This window comes from Streptomyces sp. NPDC043896 (assembly GCF_056435605.1).
In genome coordinates, this window is sequence record NZ_JBWKEE010000028.1 from 20,486 (window position 1) to 46,557 (window position 26,072).

The following is a 26,072-nucleotide window of genomic DNA, read 5'->3' on the forward strand; positions in this document are numbered from 1 at the left end:
GGGCACGGCCGTGACACCATCGGGAACGTGCTCGACATCGGCTACTCCCTCTCCCGGCGCTTCCCCGACCCCCCGCAGACCGACTACCGCTCGGCGGACGTCCACACCCTGCGCCACGACCTGTTCTGCGGCGACGTCTACCTCGCCGACACCGAGAAGGACACGGAACTGTCCACAGCCTGGGGATGGGTACCCGTACTCGACTTCGCCTGGGCCCTGTGCGACATCGTCGAGCAGCTCGACGAGGACCCGCGCGGCAGCCGCTCCGCCGACCGCCGCCACGCCGAACTCGACTTCACCGAGTCCGCCGACCGCATGCTCTTCGAACGCCGCTTCGGCTGGGTCGACGTCGAGGCCGACTGGATGGCCCCCGAGGAAGAACCCCTCACCTTCAGCCACCGCCTGCTGCGCCGCGAGGCCCGCGACTTCCTCCACGACCTGATCGCCGACCTCGTCGACATGCACGAGGGCCTCGCCGACAACCCCGTCATCTGGACGCTCCAGGCCCGCTTCCCCCGCGTCCCCGCCTGAGCGGTACCCGCCCGGGCCGCCCCTCCCCCGCCCGGTCCCCCGCCGGCGCCCGGCCGGCCCGAACGACCCCCGTCCGTACGGGCCGGCCGACCACACACTCCCATCGTGACCCACGGCACTGACAACGGCCCCTTGACCTCAACCGCGCTTGAGGCCGGACGCTGGCGCCATGAACGCACCCACGCACTCCGCCACCATGAAGGCCGTCCGCCTCCACGCCTTCGGCCCCGCCGAGAACCTCACCTACGAGACCGTCCCCCGGCCCGTCCCCGCCCCCGGGCAGGTACGCATCCGGGTCGCCGCCGCCGGCGTCCACCTCCTCGACACCGCCCTCCGCCAGGGCGTCCAGGGCCCGCCCGCACCCCTCCCCGAACTCCCCACCGTCCCCGGCCGCGAGGTCGCCGGCACCGTCGACGCCCTCGGACCCGGCACCGACCCCTCCTGGCTCGGCCGCCCCGTCGTCACCCACCTCGGCTTCGCCCCCGGCGGCTACGCCGAACACGCCGTCGCCGACGCCACCCGCCTCCACCCGCTGCCAGCCGGCCTCGACCCCGCCCAGGCCGTCGCCATGATCGGCACCGGCCGCACCACCCTCGGCATCCTCCAGTTCGCCGACCTCCACCCCGGCGCCACCGCCCTGATCCCCGCCGCCGCCGGAGGAATCGGCACCCTCCTCGTCCAGTACGCCAAGAACGCCGGCGCCACCGTCATCGCCCTCGCCGGAGGCCCCGCCAAGACCGCGCGGGCCGCCGCCAACGGAGCCGACCTCGCCGTCGACTACACGACCCCCCACTGGGCCGACACCATCCGCGCCCACCACCCCGAAGGCGCCACCGTCCTCTTCGACTCCGTCGGCGGCACCACCGCCCGCACCGCCCTCGGCCTCCTCGCCCCCGGCGCCCGGCACCTGGTCTTCGGCTGGTCCGAAGCCCCCCTCGACCTCACCGACGCCGAACGCGCCGGCCTCACCGCCCGCCGCATCACCACCCACCACGTCCTCGGCCCCGCCATGCTCGAAGCCGTCGGCACCCCCGACCCCCTGCGCACGCTCGAAACCCGCGCCCTCGCCGAAGCCGCCGCCGGCCGCCTGCGCCCCGCCCTCCAGCGCTACCCCCTGGCCCAGGCCGCGGCCGCCCACCGCGACCTCGAAACCCGCGCCACCACCGGCAAGGTCGTCCTCGAACCCTGAGCCCCACGGGACCCCGGAGCACCCCCGGCCCCCGGCCCCCGGCCCCCGGCCCCCGGCCCCCGGAGCACCGCAGGCCTAGGAACCGCCCAGTCCCCGCAGCGGCCCGTCCGTCAGCCGGTACACCGACCACTCCTCCTGGGGCCGCGCGCCCAGCGCCTCGTAGAACGCGATCGTCGGCGCGTTCCACTTCAGCACCGACCACTCCAGCCGCTCGTAGCCGCGCTCCACACAGATCCGCGCCAACTCCGCCAGCAGCGCCTTCCCGTACCCGCCCCCGCGCGCGCCCGGCCGTACGTACAGGTCCTCCAGGTAGATCCCGTGCACCCCGCGCCACGTCGAGAAGCTCAGGAACCACACGGAGAAGCCGACCACCTCCCCGCCCTCGGCCTCCGCGACGTGCGCGAACACCGCCGGGCGCTCCCCGAACAGCGCCTCGCGCAACTGCTCCGGCGTCGCGCGCGCCTCGTGCGGCACCTTCTCGTAATCGGCCAACTCCCGGATCATGGCGTGGATTTCGGCGACATCGTCAGGCACGGCTTCACGAATCATGCCGCCACCCTAGGCCTGGCCACCCCGACCCCCGCAGCCCCCGCGCTCCCGGCCGCTCACCGCCGCAGCAGCAGCCCCGCCACCGCCACCTCCCGGCGCGGCAGCCGCCGGCAGCCGTCCTCGACCTCCCACAGGCAGTTCTGCAGCACCCGCCCCAGCGTCCAGGCCCGCGCCCGCTCCCGGTCCGCGCCCGCCGCCTCCGTGAGGAGGTCGAACCGCCACCGCACGTCCCGCTCCCGGTACTCGTTCACCAGCGACGGCAGCAGCTCGAAGCCCGGATCCCCGGCCAGCGGCTTCGGGTCGATCGCCAGCCACGGCTCGCGCTCCCCCGCCAGCACGTTGCCGAAGTGCAGGTCCCAGTGCAGCAGCCGGTCGCCCGGCTCGTCCGCCACCTCCGCCAGCGCCGCCGCGCAATCCCGCAGGACCCGCCGGTCCGCCGCCGACGCCAGCCCGGCCGCCGCCCCCGGCACCGCCGCCAGCATCCCCGCCGCGATCCCCCCGAGCCCCCGCAACCCCTCCGGCGCCGGCACCGCCGACAGCCGCGCCAGCAGCTCCCCGATCACCTTCACCGCCGCCCGCGCGTCCCGCCGCGCCGGCCCCGACAGCGGCCGCCTCTCGTCCAGCCGCTCCAGCAGCATCGCCCCCGTCGCCGCGTCGTGCTCCAGCAGCCGTACGCTGCCCCGCCCGCCCCACGCGCGCAGCGCGAGCGGCTCCCCCTCGGTCTCCTCGTCCGGGGTCAGCACCTTCAGCGCCGCCGCCGTGCCGTCCGCCCGTTCCACCGGCAGCACCACCGCCGTCATCCCGCGCATCCCCGGCCCGGTCACCCGCAGCCCCCACCGCTCCAGGAACTCCTCGACCACCCGAACACCCCTTCCCAAACCGGTACGAAACCCCGTGCCACCCTACGGGGGACCACCCCGCCCGCACATCGAACATCCCGCCGCGCAACCGGGCCCCGGCCACGACACCCGGTCCCTGGACACCCCCGCGCGACCCCGTGTACCAACTCCCCCATGACGATCAACGGCGGTATCTCCTTCTGGTACGCGACCGACACCTCGGCCCCCCGGCCACCCCGCGCCCCCCTCACCACCGACGCCACGGCGGACGTCGTCATCGTCGGCGGCGGCTACACCGGCCTGTGGACCGCCTACTACCTCAAGCGCGCCGCCCCCGACCTCCGCGTCACCGTCCTGGAGCAGAAGTTCTGCGGCTACGGCGCCTCCGGCCGCAACGGCGGCTGGCTCTACAACGGCATCGCCGGCCGCGACCGCTACGCCGCCCTGCACGGCCACGAAGCCGCCCGCCGCCTCCAGCACGCCATGAACGACACCGTCACCGAAGTCATCGGCGTGGCGGCCGCGGAATCCATCGACGCCGACATCCACCGCGGCGGAGTCCTCGAAGTCGCCCGCACCCCCGCCCAGCTCACCCGCCTCAGGGCCTTCCACACCGCCGAGCTCTCCTTCGGCGAGACCGACCGCGAGCTCTACGACGCCCCCGCCACCCGCGCCCGCATCGACATCGCCGACGCCGTGGGCTCCAGCTGGACCCCGCACGGAGCCCGCATCCACCCCCTCAAGCTGGTCCGCGGCCTCGCCGCCGCCTGCGAGCGCCTCGGCGTCACCCTCCACGAGTCCACCCCGGTCACCGAGATCGCCCCCCGCCGCGCCGTCACCCCGTACGGCACCGTCCGCGCCCCCTACGTACTGCGCTGCACCGAGGGCTTCACCGCCGCCCTCAAGGGCCAGAAGCGCACCTGGCTCCCCATGAACTCCTCGATGATCGTCACGGCGCCCCTGCCGCCCTCCACCTGGGAACAGCTCAACTGGCAGGACGCCCCGCTCCTCGGCGACATGGCCCACGCCTACATGTACGCCCAGCGCACCGCCGACGACCGCATCGCGATCGGCGGCCGCGGGGTCCCGTACCGCTTCGGCTCCCGCACCGACAACGACGGCCGCACCCAGCCGGCCACCATCGCCTCCCTCCGCGAGCTCCTCACCACCTTCTTCCCGATCCTCACGGGCACGGAGATCACCCACGCCTGGTCCGGCGTCCTCGGCGTCCCCCGCGACTGGTGCGCCACCGTCACCCTGGACCCCACGACAGGCCTGGGCTGGGCGGGCGGCTACGTCGGCTCCGGCGTGGCCACCGCCAACCTCGCCGCCCGCACCCTGCGCGACCTGGTCCTCGGCGACTCCACGGACCTGACCGCCCTCCCCTGGGTCCACCACCGCGTCCGCCGCTGGGAGCCGGAACCCTTCCGCTGGCTCGGCGTCCACGCCCTCTACGCCGCCTACCGCCAGGCCGACCGCCACGAAGCCGCCACCCACACCCCGACCACAACCCCCCTGGCCCGCCTGGCGAACCGCGTCTCGGGCCGCGCCTGAGGCACGCGAAAAGGCCCCGGGTGATCACCCGGGGCCTTCCGCTTCTGTACGAATTCCCTCGGCCAGACACTCTCTGACCTGGGACGGAGCCGCCTGTCGGAATCGAACCGACGACCTGAATATTACAAGTATCCCGCTCTGCCAACTGAGCTAAGGCGGCACAAACCCACCCGCAAACCCACCGCGGATGGAGCCGCCATCACTCTACACAGCGCCCGAATCCCCGAGCCATCACATTGATCCCGCACCCGTGACCCCTCAGCCACATGTTCGTTGTACGGACTGGTGTGCCGTTCCGAAGATCGGATCGTGGGAGGGGCGATGGCAGACCGCACGACGGGGGAGGAGGTCCGGCGCATCAAGCGCGAACTCCTCGGGGTGGGCGACCGGACCAAACACCAGGGCCGAGCAGCCACGTCACTGAAGGGCCTGATCAGGCAGCCGGGCGCGCAGCAACGCACGTACCGTTTCCGCTTCTACCCGACCCCCGACCAGGCGGCCCAGCTCACCCAGACCTTCGGCGCGTGCCGCTGGGTCTACAACGAGGGCCTCACCCTCCGGGTGAAGGCCTGGGAGGAGCACCGGGTGTCGCTGGGCTTCGCGGAAACCTGCCGGGCGCTGACCGGGTGGAAGCGAATACCGGAGACGGCGTGGCTGAAAGAGGCCTCGTCCACGGTGCTCCAACAGGCCCTGCGACATCTGGACTCTGCGTTCTCGCGGTTCTTCAAAGGCTCTGCGAAGTATCCGAAGCGAAAGTCAAAGCGCCGGTCGAAGGACTCCGCGACCTACGTCCGCACCGGCTTCCGGTGGGTCGAGGACCCGGAGCGGCCGGGCACGGCAGCCGTCACGCTCGCGAAGCAGAAGGTCCCGCTGGATGTCCGGTGGTCCCGTGCGCTGCCGCCCGGGCAGCTACCGGTGAAACTGACGGTGACGCGTGACCGTGCCGGCCGGTTCTTCCTGTCCGTGCTGGTGGAGGAGGTGATCGCGCCGCTTCCCGAGGTGTTCCTGCCCGGCAGTCGGGCGCCGAAGGCGGTGGGCCTGGATCTCGGGCTCGCGACGTTGGTGACGCTGGACGACGGGGAGAAGCTTCCGCATCCCCGCCTGCTGGCGAAGTACGAGAAGGAGCTCGCGTCCCTCCAGCGCGCTCTGCACCGGAAGCGGAGGGGTTCGAAGAACCGGGGGAAGGTGCGGGAGCGTATCGCCCGCCTGTACGCCTCGATGGGTGATGTCCGTCGTGATCAGCTGGACCAGCTGACGACCCGCCTCGTGCGCGAGAACCAAGTGCTCGTGGTGGAGGACCTGCCGATCGCCAATCTCCTGCAAGCGGCGAGGGGCAAGGGGCGCCGCCGCAAGGCCGCGCTGAACCGATCGATCCTTGACGCGGCCTGGGGCGAGCTGCTGCGCCAGCTCCGGTACAAGTGCGCGTGGTACGGGCGGACGCTGGTGATCGTGGACCGGTTCTTCCCGTCGACGCGGCGCTGCTCCGCGTGCCACGCGAGGGGGCCGAAGCTCGACGTGTCGGTGCGTGAGTGGACCTGCGCGGAGTGCGGGGCCGCCCACGACCGGGACACGAACGCAGCGGTGAACCTCCGGGACGAGGGGATGCGGCTGTACTGGACGGTGGCGATGGCGTTGCCGCCAGGTCGGATGCCGCCGAGTGTGATCAAGGCCTCTGAGCTGCTGGACCTCGTACCGGCGGCGTAGCGGAGAGATGTACGGACCGACGGGCCGTCGGCCGTCATGCCTGTGGAGCCTGCGTAGGTCCGGCCGGATGCGCCCCCAGGGTCGCACCCGGCCGGCGGCGGGCGTCGAAGCAGGAATCATGGTCAAAAGTTGGGTGCTCTGCCATGCGCCACCACCGACCGAGTGCCCACAATCCGGGGCGTCAGATTGCTGACAGGAGCCGTACCGCCAGGTAGCGTCGGGCGGAGTCCAGTCGACTGGACTAGACCTTCCACTCGGATCGTCCGGCACGTTCCTGCCGGTAGAAGGGATCATCACCCATGGCTTCTGTCACCTTCGACAAGGCGACCCGCCTCTACCCCGGCGGGGACAAGCCCGCCGTCGACCAGCTGGAGCTGGAGATCGCGGACGGCGAGTTCCTCGTCCTCGTCGGCCCCTCCGGCTGCGGCAAGTCCACCTCCCTGCGCATGCTGGCCGGCCTGGAGGACGTCAACGGCGGTGCCATCCGCATCGGCGACCGCGACGTCACGCACCTGCCGCCCAAGGACCGGGACATCGCGATGGTGTTCCAGAACTACGCGCTGTACCCGCACATGTCCGTCGCCGACAACATGGGCTTCGCGCTCAAGATCGCCGGTGAGGACAAGGCCACCATCCGCCGCAAGGTGGAGGAGGCGGCCAAGATGCTGGACCTGACCCAGTACCTCGACCGCAAGCCCAAGGCGCTCTCCGGCGGCCAGCGCCAGCGCGTCGCCATGGGCCGGGCCATCGTGCGCAAGCCGCAGGTGTTCCTCATGGACGAGCCGCTGTCGAACCTCGACGCGAAGCTCCGCGTGTCCACCCGTACGCAGATCGCCGCGCTCCAGCGCGACCTCGGCATCACCACCGTGTACGTCACCCACGACCAGGTCGAGGCCATGACCATGGGCGACCGGGTGGCCGTGCTGAAGGACGGTCTGCTCCAGCAGGTCGACACCCCGCGCAACATGTACGACCGGCCGGCGAACCTCTTCGTCGCCGGGTTCATCGGTTCGCCCGCCATGAACCTCGTCGAGGTGCCGATCGCCGACGGCGGCGTGAAGTTCGGCGAGAGCGTGGTCCCGGTGTCGCGCGAGGCGCTGTCCGCCGCCGCGTCCTCCGGCGACAAGACCGTCACCGTCGGCGTGCGCCCCGAGCACTTCGACATCGGCGACACCGGCGGTCTGACGATCACCGTGAACGTGGTCGAGGAGCTGGGCGCCGACGGTTACGTCTACGGCAGCCACGACGGCCAGGACATCGTGGTCCGCGTCAACGGCCGCCAGGTGCCCGAGAAGGGCTCCTCGCTGCACGTCGTGCCGCGTCCCGACGAGATCCATGTTTTCTCGACGTCGACCGGTGCACGGCTCTCCAACTGAGCAACGGGCAGGGGCGTTCCGCCAAGGGGCGCCCCTGCCGCGGCAGTTGCGCGGCGTGCCCCGCGAACCCCGGCAGACCGGGCCATTCGGCCGCACGCGTCAACCCTTAAATCGAAAAGCCGCGTCGAACCATCCCCCGACCGGGTGACTAAATGTCGCCAAATCCTCACCGAGCGCTACTCTCGCCCTCGTGACCCACACTGCCCGCCGAATCGGCCGTTCCCTCGCCCTGGTCCTGCCCGTCGTCCTGGTCCTGTCCGGGACGCTCGCGGTCACGATGGTCCCCTGGGCGGATCACTCCTCCTCCCAGATCCTGACCGCCTCCGCCGAGGACGTCTCCGTCCCGAAGAAGCCGGCCGCCCCCCAGGACCTGCTGCGCGACAAGCTCCTCGGCGAGCTCCAGCAGGGTGAGCAGCCGGGCACGGTGCTCACGCACCTCCAGCAGGAGGTGAACGGCCGGCCGTCGCTGGCCGAGCACTGCGTGAGCATCGCGCGGGCCCTGGGCCGGGCCGCCGTGGAGGCTTACGGGCCGACGAAGGCCCAGTCGTACGCGCGGCCCGTCTGCGACACCTCGTACGCGACGGGCGTCGCCTCGATGGGCTGAACCGCCCGCCGCGCCTGCCCGGGCCGGGGCGGGGGCCGTCCCTACGCTGGCGGCCATGAACGCGACCGGCCCCGGGCCACTCCAATCCACCGATGACGCAGCCGCGTTCCCGGTCCCTCCCACCCAGGCGGTCGTCCTGGCGGGCGGGCAGGGGACGCGGCTGCGGCCGTACACGGACGACCGGCCGAAGCCGATGGTGGAGATCCCGGGTACGGGACTGCCCATCATCGGGCACCAGTTGGCGTGGCTGGCGGCCGAGGGGGTGACCGACGCGGTGGTCTCGTGCGGGCACCTCGCGGAGGTGCTCCAGGAGTGGCTGGCGGGTGCGGTGCTGCCGTTGCGGGTGACGACGGTGGTGGAGGCGGAGCCGCTGGGCCGCGGCGGGGGCCTGAAGTACGCGGCGCGGCGGCTGCCGCGTCCGGACCGGGCCTGGTACGCGGCGAACGGGGACGTGTGGACGCGTTTCCCGCTGCGGGAGATGGCGGCCTTCCACGCGGAGCGGGAGGCCGTGGCGACGCTGGCGCTGGCGCGGCCGCGGATGCCGTGGGGGGTGGTGGAGACGAGCGAGTTCGGGCAGGTGCTGGACTTCATCGAGGCACCGCCGTCGCCTTATCCGATCAACGCCGGGGTGTACGTCTTCGCGCCCGAATTCGCGGCGCTGCTGCCGGACTTGGGGGACCACGAACGGACGACGTTCCCGCGGCTGGCCCGGGAGCGGCGGCTGGCGGGCTATCCGCTGCCCCAGGGGGCCTACTGGCGGGCGATCGACACGGCGAAGGACCTCGGCGAGGCGGCGCGGGAGTTGGCGGCGCAGGGAGCCGTCTGAGCGCTTTCCGTGTTGCTACGTCGTCCCGTGCTCCGGCACGGGGAAGGGCCCGGCGCGTGCGCGCCGGGCCCTTCGGGCCGGACCGGCCGGTCGGGCCGTTCCGGTGGTGGCCGTTCCTGTCGTGGCCGTTCCTGTCGTGGCCGTTCAGCCGAGGAGACCGCCGACGAGGCCGGGCTTCTTGGTCGCGGTGTCCCCGCCGGAGCCGCTGCGGGTGCCCGAGGAGGTGGCCGGCGGCTGCTGCGGGCTGGACTGCTTCGGGGTGCTGCCGCGCGGGGTCTGGCTGCCGCCGGAGCTCTTGCTGGCGCTGGGCGCTCCGGATCCGGTGGCGGCGCTCTCGCGGGTGGGGGCTCCGCTGCCGGTGCGGCCGGACTTGGCGGCGGGTTCGGAGGGCGCGGCGGAGGGGGAGGCCTGCTTCGAGGGCTGCTGCTGCCGGCCGGTGGAGGGCTGCTTGGCGGGGGGCTGCGGGAGCGGGCTGCCGGGGAGGTAGTTGCTCGGGGCCTGGCCGGGGCCGGGGACGGTGACGACCGTGGAGGAGCGGACGGCGCCGCCGAGGAGCGAGCCGATGAGGAGGGTGAGTCCGCAGACGACGGTGGCCATGACGGCGCCGCGCCGCAGGACGCGGCGGCGCAGCCGCCAGACCTCGGAGCGGGGGCCGAGGGTGCGCCAGGCTTCGCCGGCGAGGCGTCCGTCGAGGGAGTAGACGGGGGCGCCGGCGATGATCAGCGGGCTCCAGGCGGCGAGGTAGATGATGTCGGGGGCGTCGTAGGCGGGGACGGTCTTCCAGCTGACCGTCATGAGGAGGGCGGCGGAGAGCAGGGCGCCGATGCAGGCGGCGAAGCGCTGCCAGAGGCCGAAGACGGTCAGGACGCCGACGATGACCTGGAGGAAGGCGACGCTGAGGCCGGCTCCGACGGGGTGGGCGAGCGCGAAGTCGCGCAGGGGTTCGGCGAGGGCCCAGGGGTGCAGGGTCTGGAGCCAGGTGACCATGGAGCCGCGTTCGCCGCCGTCGAAGTAGACGGGGTCGCACAGCTTGCCCATGCCGGCGTAGATGGAGATGAAGCCGAGGAAGACGCGCAGCGGGAGCAGCACGACGCCGAGGTTCATCCGGCGGCCGGGGTAGTAGGAGGCCTGGCCGCGGGTGTCCGCGGCGGGGCGGCGGCCGTCGGGGCCGGTGTCGGGGGCGTCGTACGGGCCGTCGGGGGCGTCGTACGGGCCGTAGGGCTGGTGGGGGCCGCGCCGGAGGTCGCGTACGGCGGCGAGGGGGCGGGTCTCGTCGGGGTCGCCGTAGGTGCGCTGGCCGATGACGGTGGGGGTGGCGAGGGTGTCCTCGCCGAGGTCGTGTGCCAGGTCGACCCGGGGGATGGTCTGGGTGGCGGCTCCGCCGTCGTAGTCGTCGTGGCCGCGGCTTCCGGCTTCCCGTACGGCCTGGAGGAGTCCTCCCATGGCCGCGGCGTCGCCGGGGGCGGACTTGCCGCTCCAGACGACGGGGGCGCGGCGGCGGGTGGCTCCGGCGGTCGCGACGGCGGCGGCGCCGAGGAGGGGCGCGCGGCCGGGGGCATTCGCGGGCTTGGAACGCGCGCTCGGGCTCGGTGCGAGCCGCACGCGGAAGCTGGCGTGGTTGACGATGACCTGTGCGGGGTCGCACGGCACCTTGACCATGCTCAGCGCGGGCTGGTCGTCGAACCCTGACGTTCTGGTGTCCACACTCATCTAACCGAGTGATGGGTGTTTAGGACACTGCCTTGACACGAGGGATCTGTCCGAGACCCGTCAAGATCAAGTCGCCCCGCCCGTGACGGGCGGGGCGACACGCTCACGGGTCATGCCCCGTGGGCCAAGTGGATCAGGCGCGGTGGGCCGTCCGGGTCAGACGCGGCCGCGCTCGCCGCGCTTGCGGGCGGCTTCGTAGAGGACGACGCCGGCGGCGACGCCGGCGTTGAGGGACTCGGCGCCGCCGGGCATCGGGATGCGGACGAGGAAGTCGCAGTTCTCGCCGACGAGGCGGCCGAGGCCCTTGCCCTCGGAGCCGACGACGATGACGACCGGGCCGCCGAGGGCGTCCAGGTCCTGCACCTCGTGGGTGCCCTCGGCCGCGAGGCCGACGACGGTGATGCCGGCCTTCTTGTAGTCCTGGAGGGCGCGGGTGAGGTTGGTGACGCGGGAGACCGGGGTGCGGGCGGCGGTGCCGGCGGAGGTCTTCCAGGCGCCGGCGGTCATGCCGGCGGCGCGGCGCTCGGGGATGACGACGCCGTGGCCGCCGAAGGCGGAGACGGAGCGGACGATCGCACCGAGGTTGCGGGGGTCGGTGACGCCGTCGAGGGCGACGATGAGGGGGTCCTCGCCGTTGTCGTAGGCGGCCTCGGTGAGGTCCTCGGGGTGCGCGTACTCGTACGGCGGGACCTGGAGCACGAGGCCCTGGTGGTTGAGGCCGTTGGTCATGCGGTCCAGCTCGGCGCGCGGGGCTTCCATCAGGTTGATGTTGCCGCGCTCGCCGGCGAGCTTGAGGGCGTCGCGGACGCGCTCGTCGTTGTCGATGAACTGCTGGACGTACAGGGTGGTGGCGGGGACGCCGTCGCGCAGGGCCTCGAAGACGGGGTTGCGGCCGACGACCATCTCGCTGGTGCCCTTGGGGCCGCCGCGGCGGGGGGCGGGGCGGCGCTTGGCGGCCTGGCGGGCCATGGCGTTGGAGACCCGGAAGGCCTTGTGGCCCTTGCGGTCCTCGGCCTTGGGCGTGGGGCCCTTGCCTTCCAGGCCCCTGCGCCGCTGGCCACCGCTGCCGACCGTCGCGCCCTTCTTGTTGGACGTGCGGCGGTTCCTGCGCTGGCTGTTCCCGGCCATGACCTCTACCTGTTTTCGTTCGTGCTGCGATATGTACGTATGAAGAGTGTGCCGCCCGGAACGCCGGGCGGCCACCAAGCCGGCTGTCCGGCGTCAGGCGTCAGCGCGGGCCGAGCGTCCAGCGCGGGCCGGTCGGGCTGTCCTCGATGACCAGGCCGGACTGCTGGAGCTGGTCGCGGATGGCGTCGGCGGTCGCCCAGTCCTTGCGGGCCCGGGCGGACTCGCGCTGGTCCAGGACCAGCCGTACGAGGGTGTCGACGGCGCCGTGGAGGTCCTCGCCGCGCTCGGCCTCGCCGGCCCAGTGCGGGTCGAGCGGGTCCAGGCCGAGGACGCCCAGCATGGCGCGGACCTCGGAGAGGCGGGCGATCGCCGCGTCCTTGTCGTCGGCGGCGAGGGCGCTGTTGCCCTGGCGGACGGTGGTGTGGACGATGGCCAGCGCCTGCGGGACGCCCAGGTCGTCGTCCATCGCCTCGGCGAAGGCCGGCGGGACCTCGGCGGCGGCCTCGACGGTACCGCCCGCCTTCTCGATGACACGCTGGTAGAAGCCCTCGATGCGGGCGAAGGCGGACTCCGCCTCGCGCAGCGCCTCCTCGCTGTACTCGATCATCGACCGGTAGTGCGGGGTGCCGAGGTAGTAGCGCAGGACGATCGGGCGCCACTGCTTGACCATCTCGGAGACGAGCACGGAGTTGCCGAGGGACTTCGACATCTTCTCGCCGGACATGGTGACCCAGGCGTTGTGCACCCAGTAGTTCGCGAACGCGTCGCCGAAGGCCTTGGCCTGGGCGATCTCGTTCTCGTGGTGCGGGAAGATCAGGTCGAGCCCGCCGCCGTGGATGTCGAAGGCCTCGCCGAGGTACTTGTGCGCCATGGCGGAGCACTCCAGGTGCCAGCCGGGACGGCCGCGGCCCCAGGGGGTCTCCCAGGAGGGCTCGCCGGGCTTGACGGACTTCCACATGGCGAAGTCGCGGGGGTCGCGCTTGCCGGTCTCGCCGGAGGATTCCGGCTGGCGGATGTTGTCGAGCTCCTGGCGGGAGAGCGAGAGGTAGTCGGCGTACGACTTCACGTCGAAGTAGACGTTGCCCTCGGACTCGTACGCGTGGCCGCGCTCGATGAGCCCGCGCATCATCTCGACCATCTCGGTGACGTGCCCGGTCGCGCGGGGCTCGTAGGTGGGGGGCAGGCAGCCGAGGGCGCTGTAGCCGTCGTTGAAGGCGCGCTCGTTCTCGTAGCCGATGGACCACCAGGGACGGCCCTGCTCGGCGGACTTCGTGATGATCTTGTCGTCGATGTCCGTGACGTTGCGGACGAACGTGACGTCGTAGCCGCGGTACGCGAACCAGCGGCGCATCATGTCGAAGTTGAGGCCCGAGCGGATGTGCCCGATGTGCGGGGCGGCCTGCACGGTCGCGCCACACAGGTAGATCGAGACGCAGCCCTGTTCGAGCGGGACGAAGTCGCGGATCTGCCGGGCGCTGGTGTCGTACAGGCGAATAGTCACGGCATCCAGGGTAGTGCGCCCACGGCAGTGCCCCGCGACCGTTTGAGGCCGCCCGCACGGTTTGTTGCCGAAGAGGTGACATCCGTAACGGGCGGCCCGTGGCCGTACGTCGTACTCAGCCCCGGTTCGTCCGGTAGACGAGGGCCGTGGCGATGGCGGCGAGGCCTTCGGCGCGGCCGGTGAGGCCCAGTCCGTCGGTGGTGGTGCCGGAGACGGAGACGGGGGCGCCCGCGGCCGCCGCGAGCGCCTTCTGCGCTTCCTCGCGCCGCTTGCCGATCTTCGGGCGCACGCCGATCACCTGGATCGCGATGTTGCCGATCTCGAAGCCCTCCGCGCGGACGATCCGGGCGGCCTCCGCCAGGAGGGTGACGCCGGCGGCGCCCGACCACTCGGGGCGGGAGGTGCCGAAGTGCGCGCCGAGGTCGCCGACGCCGGCGGCGGAGAAGAGGGCGTCACAGGCGGCGTGGGCGGCGACGTCGCCGTCGGAGTGGCCGGCGAGGCCGTCCTCGCCCTCCCAGAGCAGCCCGGCGCACCACAGCTCGCGGCCGGTCTCGAAGGCGTGCACGTCGGTGCCGATGCCGACGAGCGGGATCAGGGGCAGGTCAGTAGACATCGGTGGCCCTCCTGCGGGCGAGTACGGCCTCGGCGAGGACCAGGTCGAGCGGGCGGGTGACCTTGAAGGCCTCTTCGTGGCCGGGGACGGTCACCACGGTGACGCCGGTGCGCTCCACCATGCCGGCGTCGTCGGTGGCGCCCTCGCCGCTGACGGCGATGGCCTCGTGCGCGCGCAGCAGGGTGGCGAGGTCGAAGCCCTGGGGGGTCTGCACGGCGCGCAGCCGGGCCCGCTCGGGCGTGGCGACGACGGGTTCGGGCTCGCCGGGCCGGCCGGGCTCGACCTCCTTGACGGTGTCGGCCAGGGGCAGTGCGGGGACCACGGCGGGGGCTCCGTCGCGGACGGCCTCGACGACGGAGTCCACGGTGTCGACGGGGACCAGGGGGCGGGCCGCGTCGTGGATCAGTACGGAGGTGATGTCGGCGGGGAGGGCGGCCAGGCCGGCGCGTACGGATTCCTGGCGGGTGTCGCCGCCGGGCACGACCAGGATCTCGGTGCGGTCGGGCAGGGCGTGCTCGTCCAGGAGGTGACGCACCTCGGGGGCGCCGTCGGGCGGGGCGACGACCACGACCAGGGCGACCGCGCGGGAGCGGGCCATGGCGCGGACGGCGTGGATCAGCATCGGGGTCCCGCCGAGGGCCCGCAGGGCCTTGGGGGCGCCCGGGCCGAGGCGTACCCCGCGGCCGGCGGCCGGGATCACCGCGGCGGTGCGGTGGGGGCGGGATTCGTCAGACATCAGTAGCTCCGAGCCAGGTTTGTGACTTCGGCCGACATGGGTATGGCCTTGGGCGTACCCCCGGCCGCCGGCCGGGGCGGTGCCGGGTGCGACGCCCTCGCCCCTTCCGTGACGTCCGGTCGAGCCGGCTGCCCGGACCCGGCACGCCGGTGCGGAACGGCGCGGGATCGCACACGCAGGGTACGGCTGGATGAGCGCAGGGTACGGCCGTCAGGGTATGGCTGTACGACCCGGGGCCGGTGCGGCCGGGGCCGGGTGGGCAAGGTGCGGGCGGCCCGGGTGCGGGTGGTTCCGGTGTTCCGGGTGCGCGGGCGCGGCGTTTCCGGGTGCTCCGGTACCCAGACGTCCGGGTCCGGGCACAGACGTGCCGCAGCGCCCGGCAACAGCCCTCTCGTGAAGAGAGGGCGGGTCATCGGGCACCGCGGCACACTGTGGCCGGTTCGTGCGTCAGGACGCAAGAACCTCGTCGAGGAGGGCCTCGGCCTTGTCCTCGTTGGTGTTCTCGGCGAGCGCGAGCTCGCTCACCAGGATCTGGCGCGCCTTCGCGAGCATGCGCTTCTCTCCTGCGGAGAGACCGCGCTCACGCTCACGACGCCAGAGGTCGCGCACTACTTCGGCGACCTTGATGACATCGCCGGAGGCGAGCTTCTCCAGATTTGCCTTGTAGCGACGGGACCAGTTCGTGGGCTCTTCTGCATACGGTGCGCGGAGCACCTCGAAGACCCGGTCCAGCCCGTCCTGGCCGACTACGTCGCGAACGCCGACGAACTCCGCATTGTCCGCAGGCACACGAACCGTCAGGTCGCCCTGGGCGACCTTGAGCACCAAGTAGGTCTTGTCCACGCCTTTGATCTGGCGAGTTTCGATGGCCTCGATCAGCGCGGCCCCGTGATGGGGATAGACCACGGTGTCGCCAACCTTGAACGTCATGTGACAGGTACCCCTTCCGTGGCTATCCAGGGTAACACGAGAACTGACTGTTATGAATGGCGTTTTCGCAGGTCAGGGCACATCTCGGGGCTTGACAACAGCGACACGAACGTGCTGCGAAAGGCTTCCGGAGGGGGGTATTCGCAGGTCGGAGGCGCTGTGCGGACCGGGCGAAACGACCACGTTACACCTGGCGGCCGCGGCCATCGGTGTGACGTACGTCCCGTTTTGCCGGGTTCTTCGGCCGGAAACCGAAGTACTCCGTTCGACTGGCGGCCGCCCGTACGCAACGGGTTCCGGCCCAATCCCGAATTGATCACGGAGGCGCGTTCGAGGGAATCCCGGAATTGATCACACGGCGGCCCCGGACGGGATAGCGGAATGCAAGATCGCCGGAGCGGCGCAGCGCGGTGCGCGCGCTGCGGAGGGTCGGGTGCGGGGGCGGGGCGGCGGCTCGGTAACCTAAGCGCGCTGACACACCCTTAGGGCGGCTTTACCTCGGCCACCCTGAGCCTGTACCCGTCCCGTCCGTACGTCCAAGGAGTTGCCGCCGCCGTGAGCCGCAGCCTTCGACGCGGCGCTCTCGCCGCTACCGCCGTCGTGTTCTCCCTTGCCTCGCTCGCCGCGTGCGGCGCGGGCAACGACGCGCAGACTCTCCAGATCAAGCCGGACAACGCCGCCGTCACCAAGGGCGACATCCAGATCCAGAACGCTCTGGTGCTCACCAAGGGCGAGAAGGACAAGAAGGGGCCGGCCTCCGTCTCGGCGACCGTGTTCAACTCCGGCGCCAAGGCCCAGACCCTGGACGGGATCACCCTGAAGGGTGGTAAGTCCAAGGTGGTCCTGAAGGCTGCCGAGGGCTCCGGGAAGATCACCGTGCCCGCCGGCGGCTCCGTGGTGCTCGGCGGCAAGGGCAACGCCTCCGCCGTCATCGAGGGCGGCCGCGAGGCCGTGAAGAACGGTGACGTCCAGAACGTCGTCTTCCAGCTGAGCAGCACCGGCGACGTCGAGCTGGAGGCGTTCGTCGTCCCCGCCACCGGCATGTACGCGGGCTACGGCCCGACGGAGGCCCCGGCCCCCGCCCCCGCCCCGTCCGGCAGCCCGTCGGGCTCGGCCTCCCCGGCCGCCTCGGGCTCCCCCGCCGCGTCCGGCTCCCCGGCCGCCGGCGCCACCCCGTCGGGCTCCGCCTCGGGCTCGGCGTCCGCGTCGCCGTCGCGCAGCGCCGGCCACTGAGCACGGCAGCAGCAGAAGGGGAGGGCCCCAGCCGCGATGCGGCTGGGGCCCTCCCCTTTGTCCGGCTGGGCCTCGCGGCCGGCCTACGGCTCGAACTTGTAGCCCAGGCCGCGGACCGTGACCAGGTAGCGCGGGGCGCCCGGGTCCGGCTCGATCTTGGCCCGGAGGCGCTTGACGTGGACGTCCAGGGTCTTGGTGTCGCCGACGTAGTCCGCGCCCCAGACCCGGTCGATCAGCTGCATGCGGGTCAGGACGCGGCCCGCGTTGCGCAGGAGCATCTCCAGCAGGTCGAACTCCTTCAGCGGGAGGTCGACCTTGGCTCCGGCGACCGTGACCACGTGCCGGTCCACGTCCATCCGCACCGGACCGGCCTCCAGGGCCGCCGGGGTGACCTCCTCCGGCTCACCGCGGCGGCGCAGGACCGCGCGGATGCGGGCGACCAGCTCCCGCGAGGAGAAGGGCTTGGTGACGTAGTCGTCCGCTCCTATCTCCAGCCCGACGACCTTGTCGATCTCGCTGTCCTTGGCGGTCACCATGATCACCGGGACGTTGGAGCGCCCGCGCAGCTGCCGGCAGACCTCGGTGCCCGGCAGGCCGGGCAGCATCAGGTCGAGCAGGACGAGGTCGGCGCCGTTGCGCTCGAACTCGTCGAGTCCGTCGGGCCCCGTCGCGGCGATGGCGACCTCGAAACCCTCCTTGCGGAGCATGTAGGACAGGGCGTCGCTGAAGGATTCCTCATCCTCGACGACGAGCACTCGGGTCACGGAAGGACCTCCGGGGCAGGGATGACTGGTTCTGGGTCAAGCAGGGGTCTGGCGGGTTCGGGAGCGGTCGCCGAGGCCGCCGCCGGGGCCGGCGCGGCCGCCTCGGGGAGTCGCAGGGTGAACGTGGAGCCCTGGCCCTCGGAGCTCCACACCGACACCTCCCCGCCGTGCGAGGCCGCGACGTGCTTCACGATCGCGAGGCCGAGCCCGGTACCGCCCGTGGCGCGGGAGCGGGCCGGGTCGACGCGGTAGAAGCGCTCGAAGATGCGCTCGCGGTCCTTCTCCGGGATGCCGATGCCCTGGTCGGTCACGGCTATCTCGATCAGGTCGCCGCCGGGCGCGGTCACCCGGCGCGCGGCGATGCCGACGCGGGTGCGGGCGGGGCTGTAGTTCACGGCGTTCTCCACCAGGTTCCCGAGGGCGGCGGCCAGCTGGCCGCGATTGCCCCAGACGCGCAGGTCGGCGGTGCCGCCGGCGGCCATGGTGATCTGCTTGGAGGTGGCCGTGTGCCGGCAGCGGTCCACGGCCTCCGCCACGAGCGTGTCCACCCGTACGGGTTCGGCGTCCTCCAGCGGGTCGTCGTTCTGCACCCGGGAGAGGTCGATGAGCTCCTGTACGAGGTTGATCAGGCGGGTGGCCTCGATCTGCATGCGGCCCGCGAAGCGGCTGACCGCCTCGGGGTCGTCGGCGGCGTCCATGACCGCCTCGGAGAGCAGGGAGATCGCGCCGACCGGGGTCTTCAGCTCGTGCGACACGTTCGCGACGAAGTCGCGCCGGACCGCTTCGATGCGGCGGGCCTCGGTGAGGTCCTCGACGAGCAGCAGCACCAGGCGGGAGCCCAGCGGGGCGACGCGGGCGGAGACCGCGAGGGCCTCGCCGCGGCCGGTGCCGCGCCGGGGCAGGTCGAGCTCGATCTGGCGTATCTCGCCGTCCCGTCGGGTGTCGCGGGCCATGTGGAGCATGGGCTCCACGGCCAGCTTGCCGCCGCGGACCAGCCCGAGGGCGTACGCGGCCGAGCTGGCCTTGACCACCGCGTCACCCTCGTCGAGCACGACGGCGGAGGAACGGAGCACGGAGAGGACCGTGTCCACTCCGGGCGGGAGCACCGCGTTGATGTCGGGGCGCATGGAGCTCCGGGTGGGGCGGGCCTGGTCGCGCTCGCTCCAGCGAAACGCCAGCATGGCGATCACACCGGTGCAGAGACCGGCGATCGCAGCAGCTGCGGCGACCGCCGCGTTCACGTCCATGGATCCAGGTTAAGCAGGCCAGAGGACACTTCCACAGCCGTTCGGGTGGCACCTCGAACAGTCGTCGCCCAGAGTTCACCCTGACGACGGGGTTGATTCACTTGTGATGCCGGAGTCGGACGCGTTGACGACCGAACGTGCAACCGTGGGACGGAACGGTCCGCACAAGCAGTGGCGAGTAGGCAAGCAGGCAGGAGAGAGACACCATGCGCGACGCGTACCACGAGGAACTGGACTCGATCGGAGAGAGCCTGGTCGAGATGGCCCGGCTCGTCGGTTCCGCGATCGGGCGGGCCACGACCTCCATGCTGGACGCCGACCTGAAGCTCGCGGAGAGCGTCATCGCCGCCGACCAGAAGGTGGACGACCTCCAGCACGACCTGGAGGCGCGCGCCATCGCGCTGCTGGCCCGCCAGCAGCCGGTCGCGACCGACCTGCGCATCGTGGTGACCTCGCTGCGGATGAGCGCCGACCTGGAGCGCTCCGGCGACCTGGCGCAGCACGTGGCGAAGCTGGCGCGGCTGCGGTTCCCGGACACGGCGGTGCCGCGCGACCTGCACGCGACCATCCTGGAGATGGGACAGCTGGCGCAGCGGCTGATGGCGAAGGCCGCCGAGGTCATCATCACCAAGGACGTGGACCTGGCGCTCCAGCTGGAGCAGGACGACGACGAGATGGACCAGCTGCACCGCACGCTGTTCCAGCACCTGATGGACGACCGCTGGAAGCACGGCATCGAGACGGCCGTCGACGTGACGCTGCTGGGCCGCTACTACGAGCGGTTCGCGGACCACGCGGTGTCGGTGGCGAAGCGCGTGGTGTACCTGGTGACGGGTGAGCACGCGGACGAGCTGCAGCAGCCGACGCAGGTCGAGGGCGTCTGAGCCGCTCCGCGCGGCACGCCCCAATGCGCCGTTGACGCGCCGGTGAGGCTGGGCATGAATGAGGCGAAGGCACCACGACTTCCCGTACGCCGCCTGCGAGGAGGCACCATGCCCGAGACCCCTGTCCCCATCACCCCGGAACAGGAGCAGCCGCCCCGTCCGGAGCCGCTGCGCCTCCCGCTGCTCGCGGCCTGCGGCTGCGGCTCGGGCTGCGGCTGCGGCTGCCAGTCCGGCGCCCCGTGCCAGTGCGGCGGCTGATCCGGCCACCGAGCCGAGAGGGCCCCGTCCGTCCCGGACGGGGCCCTCTGCCGTGCGTACGCGTACGCGGTGGCGGGTCAGTCGCCGGTGTTGGTGGCCCAGACCGGCTGGCCGGCGGCGTTGTAGACGACGGCGTTGCCGTCGTCCTGGACGGCGAGGTAGCGGCCCTTGTTCCAGGTACCGGCGGCCCAGACGGCCTTGCCGTCCTTGTCGTAGACGACGAAGTTCCCGTCCTCCTGCATCACGGCGCGGTCGGCCCGGGGCCAGACGCCGGGGGCCTGCCAGGCGGCCTTGCCGTCCTTGTAGAGGACGAAGTTACCGTCCTCTTGGACGCGGAGCACGGTGCGGCCGTTGCCCGAGGTCCAGGCCTGGTTCCTGGAGATGCTGGACGGCGCGTTGAAACGGGCGTCGCTGCGGGCGGCGGCCGCGGGGGCGGCGTCGGCGGCCGGGACGGTGGCGGTGACGGGGAGCAGGGCGAGCGCGAGCACGGGCAGGACCCGCCGCGCGAGGTTCATGATCATGACCCCGGTTTCTAGCCGCCCCGCCCGCTCGTGCGACAGCGCAGAAACGAACGGCTCACCCGTACGGCCGATCGCTTTCACCGCCCGCGACGCCGAAAAGCCCCCCACCCGCCGGGAACCGGCAGGTGGGGGGCTGTTCCGTGCCCGGGGGCTACTTCTTGCCCTGGTTCTTGACGGCCTCGATGGCGGCCGCGGCGGCGGCCGGGTCGAGGTAGGTGCCGCCCGGGTTGAGGGGCTTGAAGTCGGCGTCGAGCTCGTAGGAGAGCGGGATGCCGGTGGGGATGTTCAGGCCCGCGATGTCGGCGTCGGAGATGCCGTCCAGGTGCTTGACCAGGGCGCGGAGGCTGTTGCCGTGGGCGGCGACCAGGACGGTGTGGCCGTCGAGGAGGTCCGGGACGATCGAGTCGTACCAGTACGGCAGCATGCGGACGACGACGTCCTTGAGGCACTCGGTGCGCGGGCGGAGCTCCGGCGGGATCGAGGCGTAGCGCGGGTCCTCGGACTGGGAGAACTCGGTGCCGTCCTCAAGGGCCGGCGGCGGGGTGTCGTACGAGCGGCGCCACAGCATGAACTGCTCCTCGCCGAACTCGGCGAGGGTCTGGGCCTTGTCCTTGCCCTGGAGGGCGCCGTAGTGGCGCTCGTTCAGGCGCCAGGAGCGGTGCACGGGGATCCAGTGGCGGTCGGCGGCCTCCAGCGCGAGCTGGGAGGTGCGGATCGCGCGCTTCTGGAGCGAGGTGTGCACGACGTCGGGGAGCAGACCGGCGTCCTTGAGCAGCTCACCGCCGCGGACCGCCTCCTTCTCGCCCTTCTCGTTGAGGTTGACGTCCACCCAGCCGGTGAACAGGTTCTTCGCGTTCCATTCGCTCTCGCCGTGGCGGAGGAGGATCAGCTTGTACGGTGCGTCGGCCATGCGTACGAGCCTAGTGGACGGCGGCGGGCGGTCGCGCGCGCCCGATTGACGTACGGCGTCAATCCAGTGGACGGCCGCGGGCCCCGTTCGTAACGTGCCAGGAGATCCATTGGTACTTACGTCTTCGGGGGAATCCGCATGTCCGCTGCCAGTTTGAGACGGGCTGCCCGGGAGAGCGTCTCGGGGCTGCCGAGTGCGTTCTGGTGGCTGTGGGCCAGCACGCTGGTGAACCGGCTCGGGGCTTTCGTCGCGACGTTCATGACCTTGTACCTGACCCTGGAGCGGGGCTACTCGGCCTCGTTCGCGGGACTGGTGGTGGCCCTGCACGGGCTGGGCGGCGTGGTGTCCTCGCTGGTGGCGGGGGTGATGACCGACCGGCTGGGGCGGCGGCCGACGATGCTGGCGGCGAACGTGTCGACGGCGCTGTCGGTGGCCCTGCTGGGGTTCATGGAGCATCCGGCGGCGATCGCCGCGGTGGCGGCGCTGGTCGGGATGACCTCGAACGCCTCGCGGCCGGCGGTCTCCGCGATGATGGCGGACATCGTCCGGCCGGAGGACCGGGTCCGGGCCTTCGCCCTGAACTACTGGGCGATCAACATGGGCTTCGGCATCAGCGCGGTGGTGGCGGGCGTGGTGGCGGAGTACAGCTACCTGGCCGGGTTCCTGGGCGAGGCGGCGCTGACGCTGGTGTGCGCGGTGCTGGTGTTCGTGAAGCTGCCCGAGTCGCGTCCGGTGAAGGACGCGGGGGAGGTCGCGGAGGCGGCTCCGGAGATCGGGCTGGGGACCGTGCTGCGGGACGGGCCGTTCATGGCGGTGGTCGGGCTGTCGTTCCTGATCTCGCTGATCTTCACGCAGGGCTCGGTGGGGCTGCCCGCGGCCATGGGGCAGGCCGGGTTCTCGCCGGGTGACTACGGGCTGGTCGTCGCGGCGAACGGGCTGCTGATCGTGCTGCTGCAGATCCCGGTGACGCGGTTCATCGAGCACCGCGACCCGGGCCGGCTGCTGGTTATCTCGGCGCTGCTGGCGGGGTACGGGTTCGCGATGACGGCCTTCGCGGGGTCGCTGTGGGCGTACGCGCTGACGGTGTGCGTGTGGACGCTGGCGGAGATCGTGAACTCGCCGACGCAGATGGGGCTGGTGGTGCGGCTGTCGCCGGTGCACGGGCGGGGGCGCTACCAGGGCATGTACACGATGTCGTGGGCGGTGGCGTCGCTGGTGGCCCCGCTGATGGCCGGTTTCGTGATCGACCGGTACGGGGCGGGGTGGCTGTGGGCGGCCACGGGTGTGCTGGGGACGGTGGCGGCGGCGGGGTACTGGCTGCTGATGCGGGGGCTCCCGGAGGGGGCGGAGGCCGACGCCGTCCCGGCCGCCGGGTCCGCTGCCGGGCGGACGCGTCCGGCGGCGTCGGCGTCGGCCGCCTGACCCCTCCGGGGGGCGGGGTGGCGCTGCGCTCCGGGGGCCCGGGGGCCCCGGAGCGGGCCGGTGCGTCAGGAAGGCTTCGTCAGGTTCCTGAAGGCGTCGAGGTTGCGCGTCGACTCGCCCCGCGCGACGCGCCATTCGTACTCGCGCCGGATCGCCCCCGCGAAGCCGAGCTCCAGCAGGGTGTTGAAGGCGCCGTCCGCGGCCTCCAGGACCGTGCCGAGGAGGCGGTCCAGGTCGTCGGGGGTGACCACCGACAGCGGGAGCCGGGCCGTGAGGTAGACGTCGCCGAGCGGGTCGACCGCGTACGCCATCCCGTACAGCTTGAGGTTGCGCTCCAGCAGCCAGCGGTGGACGCCGGCCTCGTTCTCGTCGGGGTGGCGGATGACGAAGGCGTTGACCGACAGCGAGTGCCGGCCGATCCGCAGGGAGCAGGTGGTGCTCAGCTTGCGGGTGCCGGGGAGCTGTACGACGTACGAGCCCGGCTCGGGGCTCTCCCAGCTCAGCTCGGCGCCGGCCAGCGTGGACTCGATGATCGCGGCCGTGTCGGCGACGGCGTCCGCGGCGGTGTCAGCCATGGTGGGAGCGTACGCGACGGCGGTGATCGTGCATGGCCGCCGTATACACGTCGGCGGTGCCGGCGGCCGCGGTGTCCCAGCCGAAGAACTGCGCGTGCCGCGCGGCCTCGGCGCCCATGCGGGCCGTGAGGCCGGGGTCGTCGACGAAGCGCCGCAGCTCGCGGGCGTAGTCCACCGGGTCGTGTCCGGGTACGAGGATCCCGGTGACCCCGTCGTTGACGGCGACTGGCAGCCCGCCGACCTCCGCCGCGAGGACGGGTGTGCCGGTGGCCTGGGCCTCGATGGCGACGAGCCCGAAGGACTCGTTGTACGACGGCATGACCAGCACGGACGCCGCCCGGAACCAGTCGGCGAGCCGGTCCTGGGCCACCGGCGGGTGGAAGTGGACGAGGTCGGTGATGCCGAGCTTCGCGGCGAGCTTCTGCAGCCCCTCGGGCTTGGCGAGGCCGCTGCCGCTGGGGCCGCCGACGACGGGGACGAAGAGGCGGCGGCGCAGCGAGGGGTCCCGGTCGACGAGTTCGGCGACGGCGCGGAGCAGGATGTCGGGGGCCTTCAGGGGCTGGATCCGGCCCGCGAAGAGCGGGATCACGGCGTCCTGCGGAAGGCCGAGGCGGGCGCGGGCGGCGGCGCGGCCGTCGCCGGTGGTGAAGCGGTCGAGGTTGACGCCGGGGTGGACGACGGCGACCTTGCCGGGGTCGGCCTCGTAGTGGCGTACGAGTTCCTCGGCCTCTTCGGCGGTGTTGGCGATGAGCCGGTCGGCGGCGGAGACGATCTGGGTCTCGCCGATGACGCGGGCGGCGGGCTCGGGGGTGTCGCCCTCGGCGAGCGCGGCGTTCTTGACCTTGGCCATGGTGTGCATGGCGTGCACGAGCGGTACGCCCCAGCGTTCGGCGGCGAGCCAGCCGACGTGGCCGGAGAGCCAGTAGTGGGAGTGGACGAGGTCGTAGTAGCCGGGGCGGTGGCCGGCCCAGGCCTGCATGACGCCGTGGGTGAAGGCGCACAGCTGGGCGGGCAGCTCTTCCTTGGCGAGGCCTTCGTAGGGGCCGGCGTCGACGTGCCGTACGAGGACTCCGGGCGCGAGTTCCACGACGGGCGGCAGGCCGCCGGCGGTGGCGCGGGTGAAGACCTCGACCTCTATGTTGATCGCGGCGAGGCGCTTGGCCAGCTCGACGATGTAGACGTTCATGCCCCCGGCGTCGCCGGTGCCGGGCTGGTGCAGCGGTGAGGTGTGCACGCTGAGCATGGCCACCCGGCGGGGTTTGCGGTGGTGGCCGACGGCCGGGAGGCGCAGGCGGGGGGCGTCGGGTCGGGCGCCGCGGGCGGCGGCGATGCGGCCGCTGATGCTGCCGCCGAGGCGGGACACGTACTGGCTCAAGGGAGCAGTTCCTCTCGCTCGGACGACGGTCTGCGGTCCACTGCGTCCCCGCCCTGGCGGGCGGGACGGCAGCGCCGGTGGGGCGGCATGGCTGCGGGAGCGCGGTCGGCGCCCTGCAAGGAGTGCAACCCGGATGGCGGTCCGCCGCATTCCGGGAGCCGGGAAGTTCCTGTGCGTTTTCCGGATTTTCATCCTGGCCGCGCGCTCCGCTTACGCTCGGCGCATGGTCTCCCGCAGTACTCCGCCCTCCCCGAAGCGCCCCGTGGGCACCGTGACGCGCGGGACGACGAACCCGAACCGGCTGCGCCGCATGGACCGCTGGATCGCCGCCGCGCACGGGCCGGCGCTGCGCCGGGCGGACGCGCCGGTGGCGGTGGACCTGGGGTACGGGGCGGCGCCGTGGACGGCGGTGGAGCTGCTGGCGCGGCTGCGGGCGGCGGCTCCGGCGGTGCGGGTGGTCGGCATCGAGATCGAGCCGGCGCGGGTGGCGGGGGCGAAGCCGTACGAGCGGGAGGGGCTGGCCTTCCGGCACGGCGGCTTCGAGGTGCCGCTGGACGGCGGGGAGCGTCCGGCGCTGATCCGGGCGGCGAACGTACTGCGGCAGTACGACGAGGAGCAGGTCGCGGAGGTGTGGGAGCGGCTGTGCGGCCGGCTGGCTCCGGGCGGGCTGCTGGTGGAGGGGACCTGCGACGAGATCGGCCGGCGGCACGTGTGGGTGGCGCTGGGGCCGGAGGGGCCGCGCACGGTGACGTTCGCGACGCGGCTGGGGTCGCTGGAGCGGCCGTCGGACCTGGCGGAGCGGCTGCCGAAGGCGCTGATCCACCGGAACGTGCCGGGTGAGCCGGTGCACGCGTTCCTGCGTGACTTCGACCGGGCGTGGGCGGCGGCGGCTCCGTACGCCTCGTACGGGGCGCGGCAGCGGTGGATCCGGACGGCGCGGGCGCTGGCCGCGGACTGGCCGCTGGCGGACGGTCCGGTGCGGTGGCGGCAGGGGGAACTGACGGTGCGCTGGGAGGCGTTGCGCCCGGCGGGGTGAACCTCGCGCGGTGGGGAACCGGCGTCGGGGGCGGCCCGTTGAGTCGGCTGGGACGGT

Annotated in this window: 26 protein-coding genes and 1 tRNA gene; 12 read left to right on the forward strand and 15 right to left on the reverse strand. The window is 72.6% G+C overall.

Going from position 1 to position 26,072, the window contains the following annotated elements:
- The first annotated feature begins 27 nt into the window (after positions 1 to 27).
- Positions 28 to 531 carry a hypothetical protein gene (locus tag AC069X_RS31725; RefSeq protein ID WP_478734020.1) on the forward strand — a complete coding sequence of 168 codons (504 nt, stop codon included), beginning with the start codon at positions 28 to 30 and terminating at the stop codon, positions 529 to 531.
- A 196-nt stretch (positions 532 to 727) separates the two neighbouring features.
- Positions 728 to 1,720: a zinc-binding dehydrogenase gene (locus tag AC069X_RS31730; RefSeq protein WP_478734162.1), complete on the forward strand. Its 993-nt coding sequence runs from the start codon at positions 728 to 730 to the stop codon at positions 1,718 to 1,720.
- 75 nt (positions 1,721 to 1,795) lie between these two features.
- On the opposite strand, the gene AC069X_RS31735 is transcribed toward AC069X_RS31730, so the two are convergent.
- Together AC069X_RS31735 and AC069X_RS31740 are read right to left on the reverse strand one after the other, a co-directional pair.
- Positions 1,796 to 2,269 carry an N-acetyltransferase family protein gene (locus AC069X_RS31735; RefSeq protein WP_478734022.1) on the reverse strand — a complete coding sequence of 158 codons (474 nt, stop codon included), beginning with the start codon at positions 2,267 to 2,269 and terminating at the stop codon, positions 1,796 to 1,798.
- Positions 2,270 to 2,325: 56 nt separating this feature from the next.
- Complete coding sequence (locus AC069X_RS31740; RefSeq protein ID WP_478734024.1) at positions 2,326 to 3,147, reverse strand: aminoglycoside phosphotransferase family protein; 822 nt, start codon at positions 3,145 to 3,147, stop codon at positions 2,326 to 2,328.
- A 135-nt stretch (positions 3,148 to 3,282) separates the two neighbouring features.
- On the opposite strand from AC069X_RS31740, the gene AC069X_RS31745 reads away from it, so the two are divergent.
- A complete protein-coding gene (locus AC069X_RS31745) occupies positions 3,283 to 4,662 on the forward strand; it encodes an NAD(P)/FAD-dependent oxidoreductase (RefSeq protein WP_478734025.1) in 1,380 nt (459 codons plus the stop codon).
- An 87-nt stretch (positions 4,663 to 4,749) separates the two neighbouring features.
- Here the strand turns inward: AC069X_RS31745 and AC069X_RS31750 are convergent.
- Positions 4,750 to 4,822: transfer RNA gene (locus AC069X_RS31750), tRNA-Thr, on the reverse strand.
- Positions 4,823 to 4,983: 161 nt separating this feature from the next.
- Between AC069X_RS31750 and AC069X_RS31755 the strand changes: the two genes are divergently transcribed.
- From AC069X_RS31755 to AC069X_RS31770, 4 genes are all read left to right on the forward strand, one after another.
- On the forward strand, positions 4,984 to 6,366 hold the full coding sequence (locus AC069X_RS31755) for an RNA-guided endonuclease InsQ/TnpB family protein (protein WP_478734027.1): 1,383 nt from the start codon (positions 4,984 to 4,986) through the stop codon (positions 6,364 to 6,366).
- Positions 6,367 to 6,665: 299 nt separating this feature from the next.
- Positions 6,666 to 7,742, forward strand: a complete 1,077-nt coding sequence (locus tag AC069X_RS31760) for an ABC transporter ATP-binding protein (protein ID WP_478734029.1) — start codon at positions 6,666 to 6,668, stop codon at positions 7,740 to 7,742.
- A 190-nt stretch (positions 7,743 to 7,932) separates the two neighbouring features.
- Positions 7,933 to 8,346, forward strand: coding sequence for a hypothetical protein (locus AC069X_RS31765; protein ID WP_478734031.1), 414 nt, complete (start codon positions 7,933 to 7,935; stop codon positions 8,344 to 8,346).
- A 55-nt stretch (positions 8,347 to 8,401) separates the two neighbouring features.
- Positions 8,402 to 9,172: a nucleotidyltransferase family protein gene (locus tag AC069X_RS31770; RefSeq protein WP_478734033.1), complete on the forward strand. Its 771-nt coding sequence runs from the start codon at positions 8,402 to 8,404 to the stop codon at positions 9,170 to 9,172.
- Positions 9,173 to 9,316: 144 nt separating this feature from the next.
- Here the strand turns inward: AC069X_RS31770 and AC069X_RS31775 are convergent, their stop codons facing one another.
- From AC069X_RS31775 to AC069X_RS31800, 6 genes are all read right to left on the reverse strand, one after another.
- The gene (locus AC069X_RS31775; RefSeq protein WP_478734035.1) at positions 9,317 to 10,882 is read right to left on the reverse strand and encodes a DoxX family protein; all 1,566 of its coding nucleotides are present in this window, start codon (positions 10,880 to 10,882) and stop codon (positions 9,317 to 9,319) included.
- Positions 10,883 to 11,038: 156 nt separating this feature from the next.
- Positions 11,039 to 12,010: a 23S rRNA (guanosine(2251)-2'-O)-methyltransferase RlmB gene (gene rlmB, locus AC069X_RS31780; protein WP_478734037.1), complete on the reverse strand. Its 972-nt coding sequence runs from the start codon at positions 12,008 to 12,010 to the stop codon at positions 11,039 to 11,041.
- Positions 12,011 to 12,110: 100 nt separating this feature from the next.
- Positions 12,111 to 13,511 carry a cysteine--tRNA ligase gene (cysS, locus tag AC069X_RS31785; RefSeq protein ID WP_478734038.1) on the reverse strand — a complete coding sequence of 467 codons (1,401 nt, stop codon included), beginning with the start codon at positions 13,509 to 13,511 and terminating at the stop codon, positions 12,111 to 12,113.
- Positions 13,512 to 13,626: 115 nt separating this feature from the next.
- Entirely contained in the window at positions 13,627 to 14,124 is a 498-nt protein-coding gene (ispF, locus tag AC069X_RS31790) for a 2-C-methyl-D-erythritol 2,4-cyclodiphosphate synthase (protein ID WP_125813842.1), read from the reverse strand.
- On the reverse strand, positions 14,114 to 14,860 hold the full coding sequence (gene ispD / locus AC069X_RS31795) for a 2-C-methyl-D-erythritol 4-phosphate cytidylyltransferase (RefSeq protein WP_478734040.1): 747 nt from the start codon (positions 14,858 to 14,860) through the stop codon (positions 14,114 to 14,116). Before ispD ends, ispF begins: the two co-directional genes overlap by 11 nt.
- Positions 14,861 to 15,307: 447 nt before the next feature.
- Positions 15,308 to 15,790 carry a CarD family transcriptional regulator gene (locus tag AC069X_RS31800; RefSeq protein WP_003953493.1) on the reverse strand — a complete coding sequence of 161 codons (483 nt, stop codon included), beginning with the start codon at positions 15,788 to 15,790 and terminating at the stop codon, positions 15,308 to 15,310.
- A 555-nt stretch (positions 15,791 to 16,345) separates the two neighbouring features.
- Here AC069X_RS31800 and AC069X_RS31805 point away from each other — a divergent pair.
- Positions 16,346 to 17,023 (forward strand): copper chaperone PCu(A)C domain-containing protein, encoded by a 678-nt coding sequence (locus AC069X_RS31805; RefSeq protein ID WP_478734042.1) that lies wholly within the window; start codon positions 16,346 to 16,348, stop codon positions 17,021 to 17,023.
- Between the two features lie 83 nt (positions 17,024 to 17,106).
- On the opposite strand, the gene phoP is transcribed toward AC069X_RS31805, so the two are convergent.
- Together phoP and phoR are read right to left on the reverse strand one after the other, a co-directional pair.
- On the reverse strand, positions 17,107 to 17,778 hold the full coding sequence (gene phoP / locus AC069X_RS31810) for a two-component system response regulator PhoP (RefSeq protein WP_466527820.1): 672 nt from the start codon (positions 17,776 to 17,778) through the stop codon (positions 17,107 to 17,109).
- Between the two features lie 5 nt (positions 17,779 to 17,783).
- Positions 17,784 to 19,034, reverse strand: coding sequence for a two-component system sensor histidine kinase PhoR (phoR, locus tag AC069X_RS31815; protein ID WP_478734044.1), 1,251 nt, complete (start codon positions 19,032 to 19,034; stop codon positions 17,784 to 17,786).
- 206 nt (positions 19,035 to 19,240) lie between these two features.
- Here phoR and phoU point away from each other — a divergent pair, with 206 nt between their 5' ends.
- Both phoU and AC069X_RS31825 read left to right on the forward strand, forming a co-directional pair.
- Positions 19,241 to 19,918 (forward strand): phosphate signaling complex protein PhoU, encoded by a 678-nt coding sequence (phoU, locus tag AC069X_RS31820; protein WP_007265512.1) that lies wholly within the window; start codon positions 19,241 to 19,243, stop codon positions 19,916 to 19,918.
- A gap of 108 nt (positions 19,919 to 20,026) precedes the next feature.
- Positions 20,027 to 20,176: a hypothetical protein gene (locus AC069X_RS31825; protein ID WP_165365008.1), complete on the forward strand. Its 150-nt coding sequence runs from the start codon at positions 20,027 to 20,029 to the stop codon at positions 20,174 to 20,176.
- A gap of 77 nt (positions 20,177 to 20,253) precedes the next feature.
- Here AC069X_RS31825 and AC069X_RS31830 read toward each other — a convergent pair whose 3' ends face one another.
- Both AC069X_RS31830 and AC069X_RS31835 read right to left on the reverse strand, forming a co-directional pair.
- Entirely contained in the window at positions 20,254 to 20,697 is a 444-nt protein-coding gene (locus tag AC069X_RS31830) for a hypothetical protein (RefSeq protein ID WP_478734047.1), read from the reverse strand.
- A gap of 151 nt (positions 20,698 to 20,848) precedes the next feature.
- Positions 20,849 to 21,607, reverse strand: coding sequence for a phosphoglyceromutase (locus AC069X_RS31835; protein ID WP_478734049.1), 759 nt, complete (start codon positions 21,605 to 21,607; stop codon positions 20,849 to 20,851).
- Between the two features lie 138 nt (positions 21,608 to 21,745).
- On the opposite strand from AC069X_RS31835, the gene AC069X_RS31840 reads away from it, so the two are divergent.
- Complete coding sequence (locus tag AC069X_RS31840) at positions 21,746 to 23,029, forward strand: MDR family MFS transporter (protein WP_478734051.1); 1,284 nt, start codon at positions 21,746 to 21,748, stop codon at positions 23,027 to 23,029.
- Positions 23,030 to 23,094: 65 nt separating this feature from the next.
- Here AC069X_RS31840 and AC069X_RS31845 read toward each other — a convergent pair whose 3' ends face one another.
- Together AC069X_RS31845 and mshA are read right to left on the reverse strand one after the other, a co-directional pair.
- A complete protein-coding gene (locus AC069X_RS31845; protein ID WP_478734053.1) occupies positions 23,095 to 23,604 on the reverse strand; it encodes a type III secretion system chaperone family protein in 510 nt (169 codons plus the stop codon).
- A complete protein-coding gene (gene mshA, locus AC069X_RS31850; protein ID WP_478734055.1) occupies positions 23,597 to 24,979 on the reverse strand; it encodes a D-inositol-3-phosphate glycosyltransferase in 1,383 nt (460 codons plus the stop codon). The genes AC069X_RS31845 and mshA overlap by 8 nt, the downstream gene beginning before the upstream one ends.
- A gap of 223 nt (positions 24,980 to 25,202) precedes the next feature.
- Here mshA and AC069X_RS31855 point away from each other — a divergent pair, with 223 nt between their 5' ends.
- A complete protein-coding gene (locus AC069X_RS31855; protein ID WP_478734057.1) occupies positions 25,203 to 26,015 on the forward strand; it encodes a class I SAM-dependent methyltransferase in 813 nt (270 codons plus the stop codon).
- Positions 26,016 to 26,072: the final 57 nt, after the last annotated feature.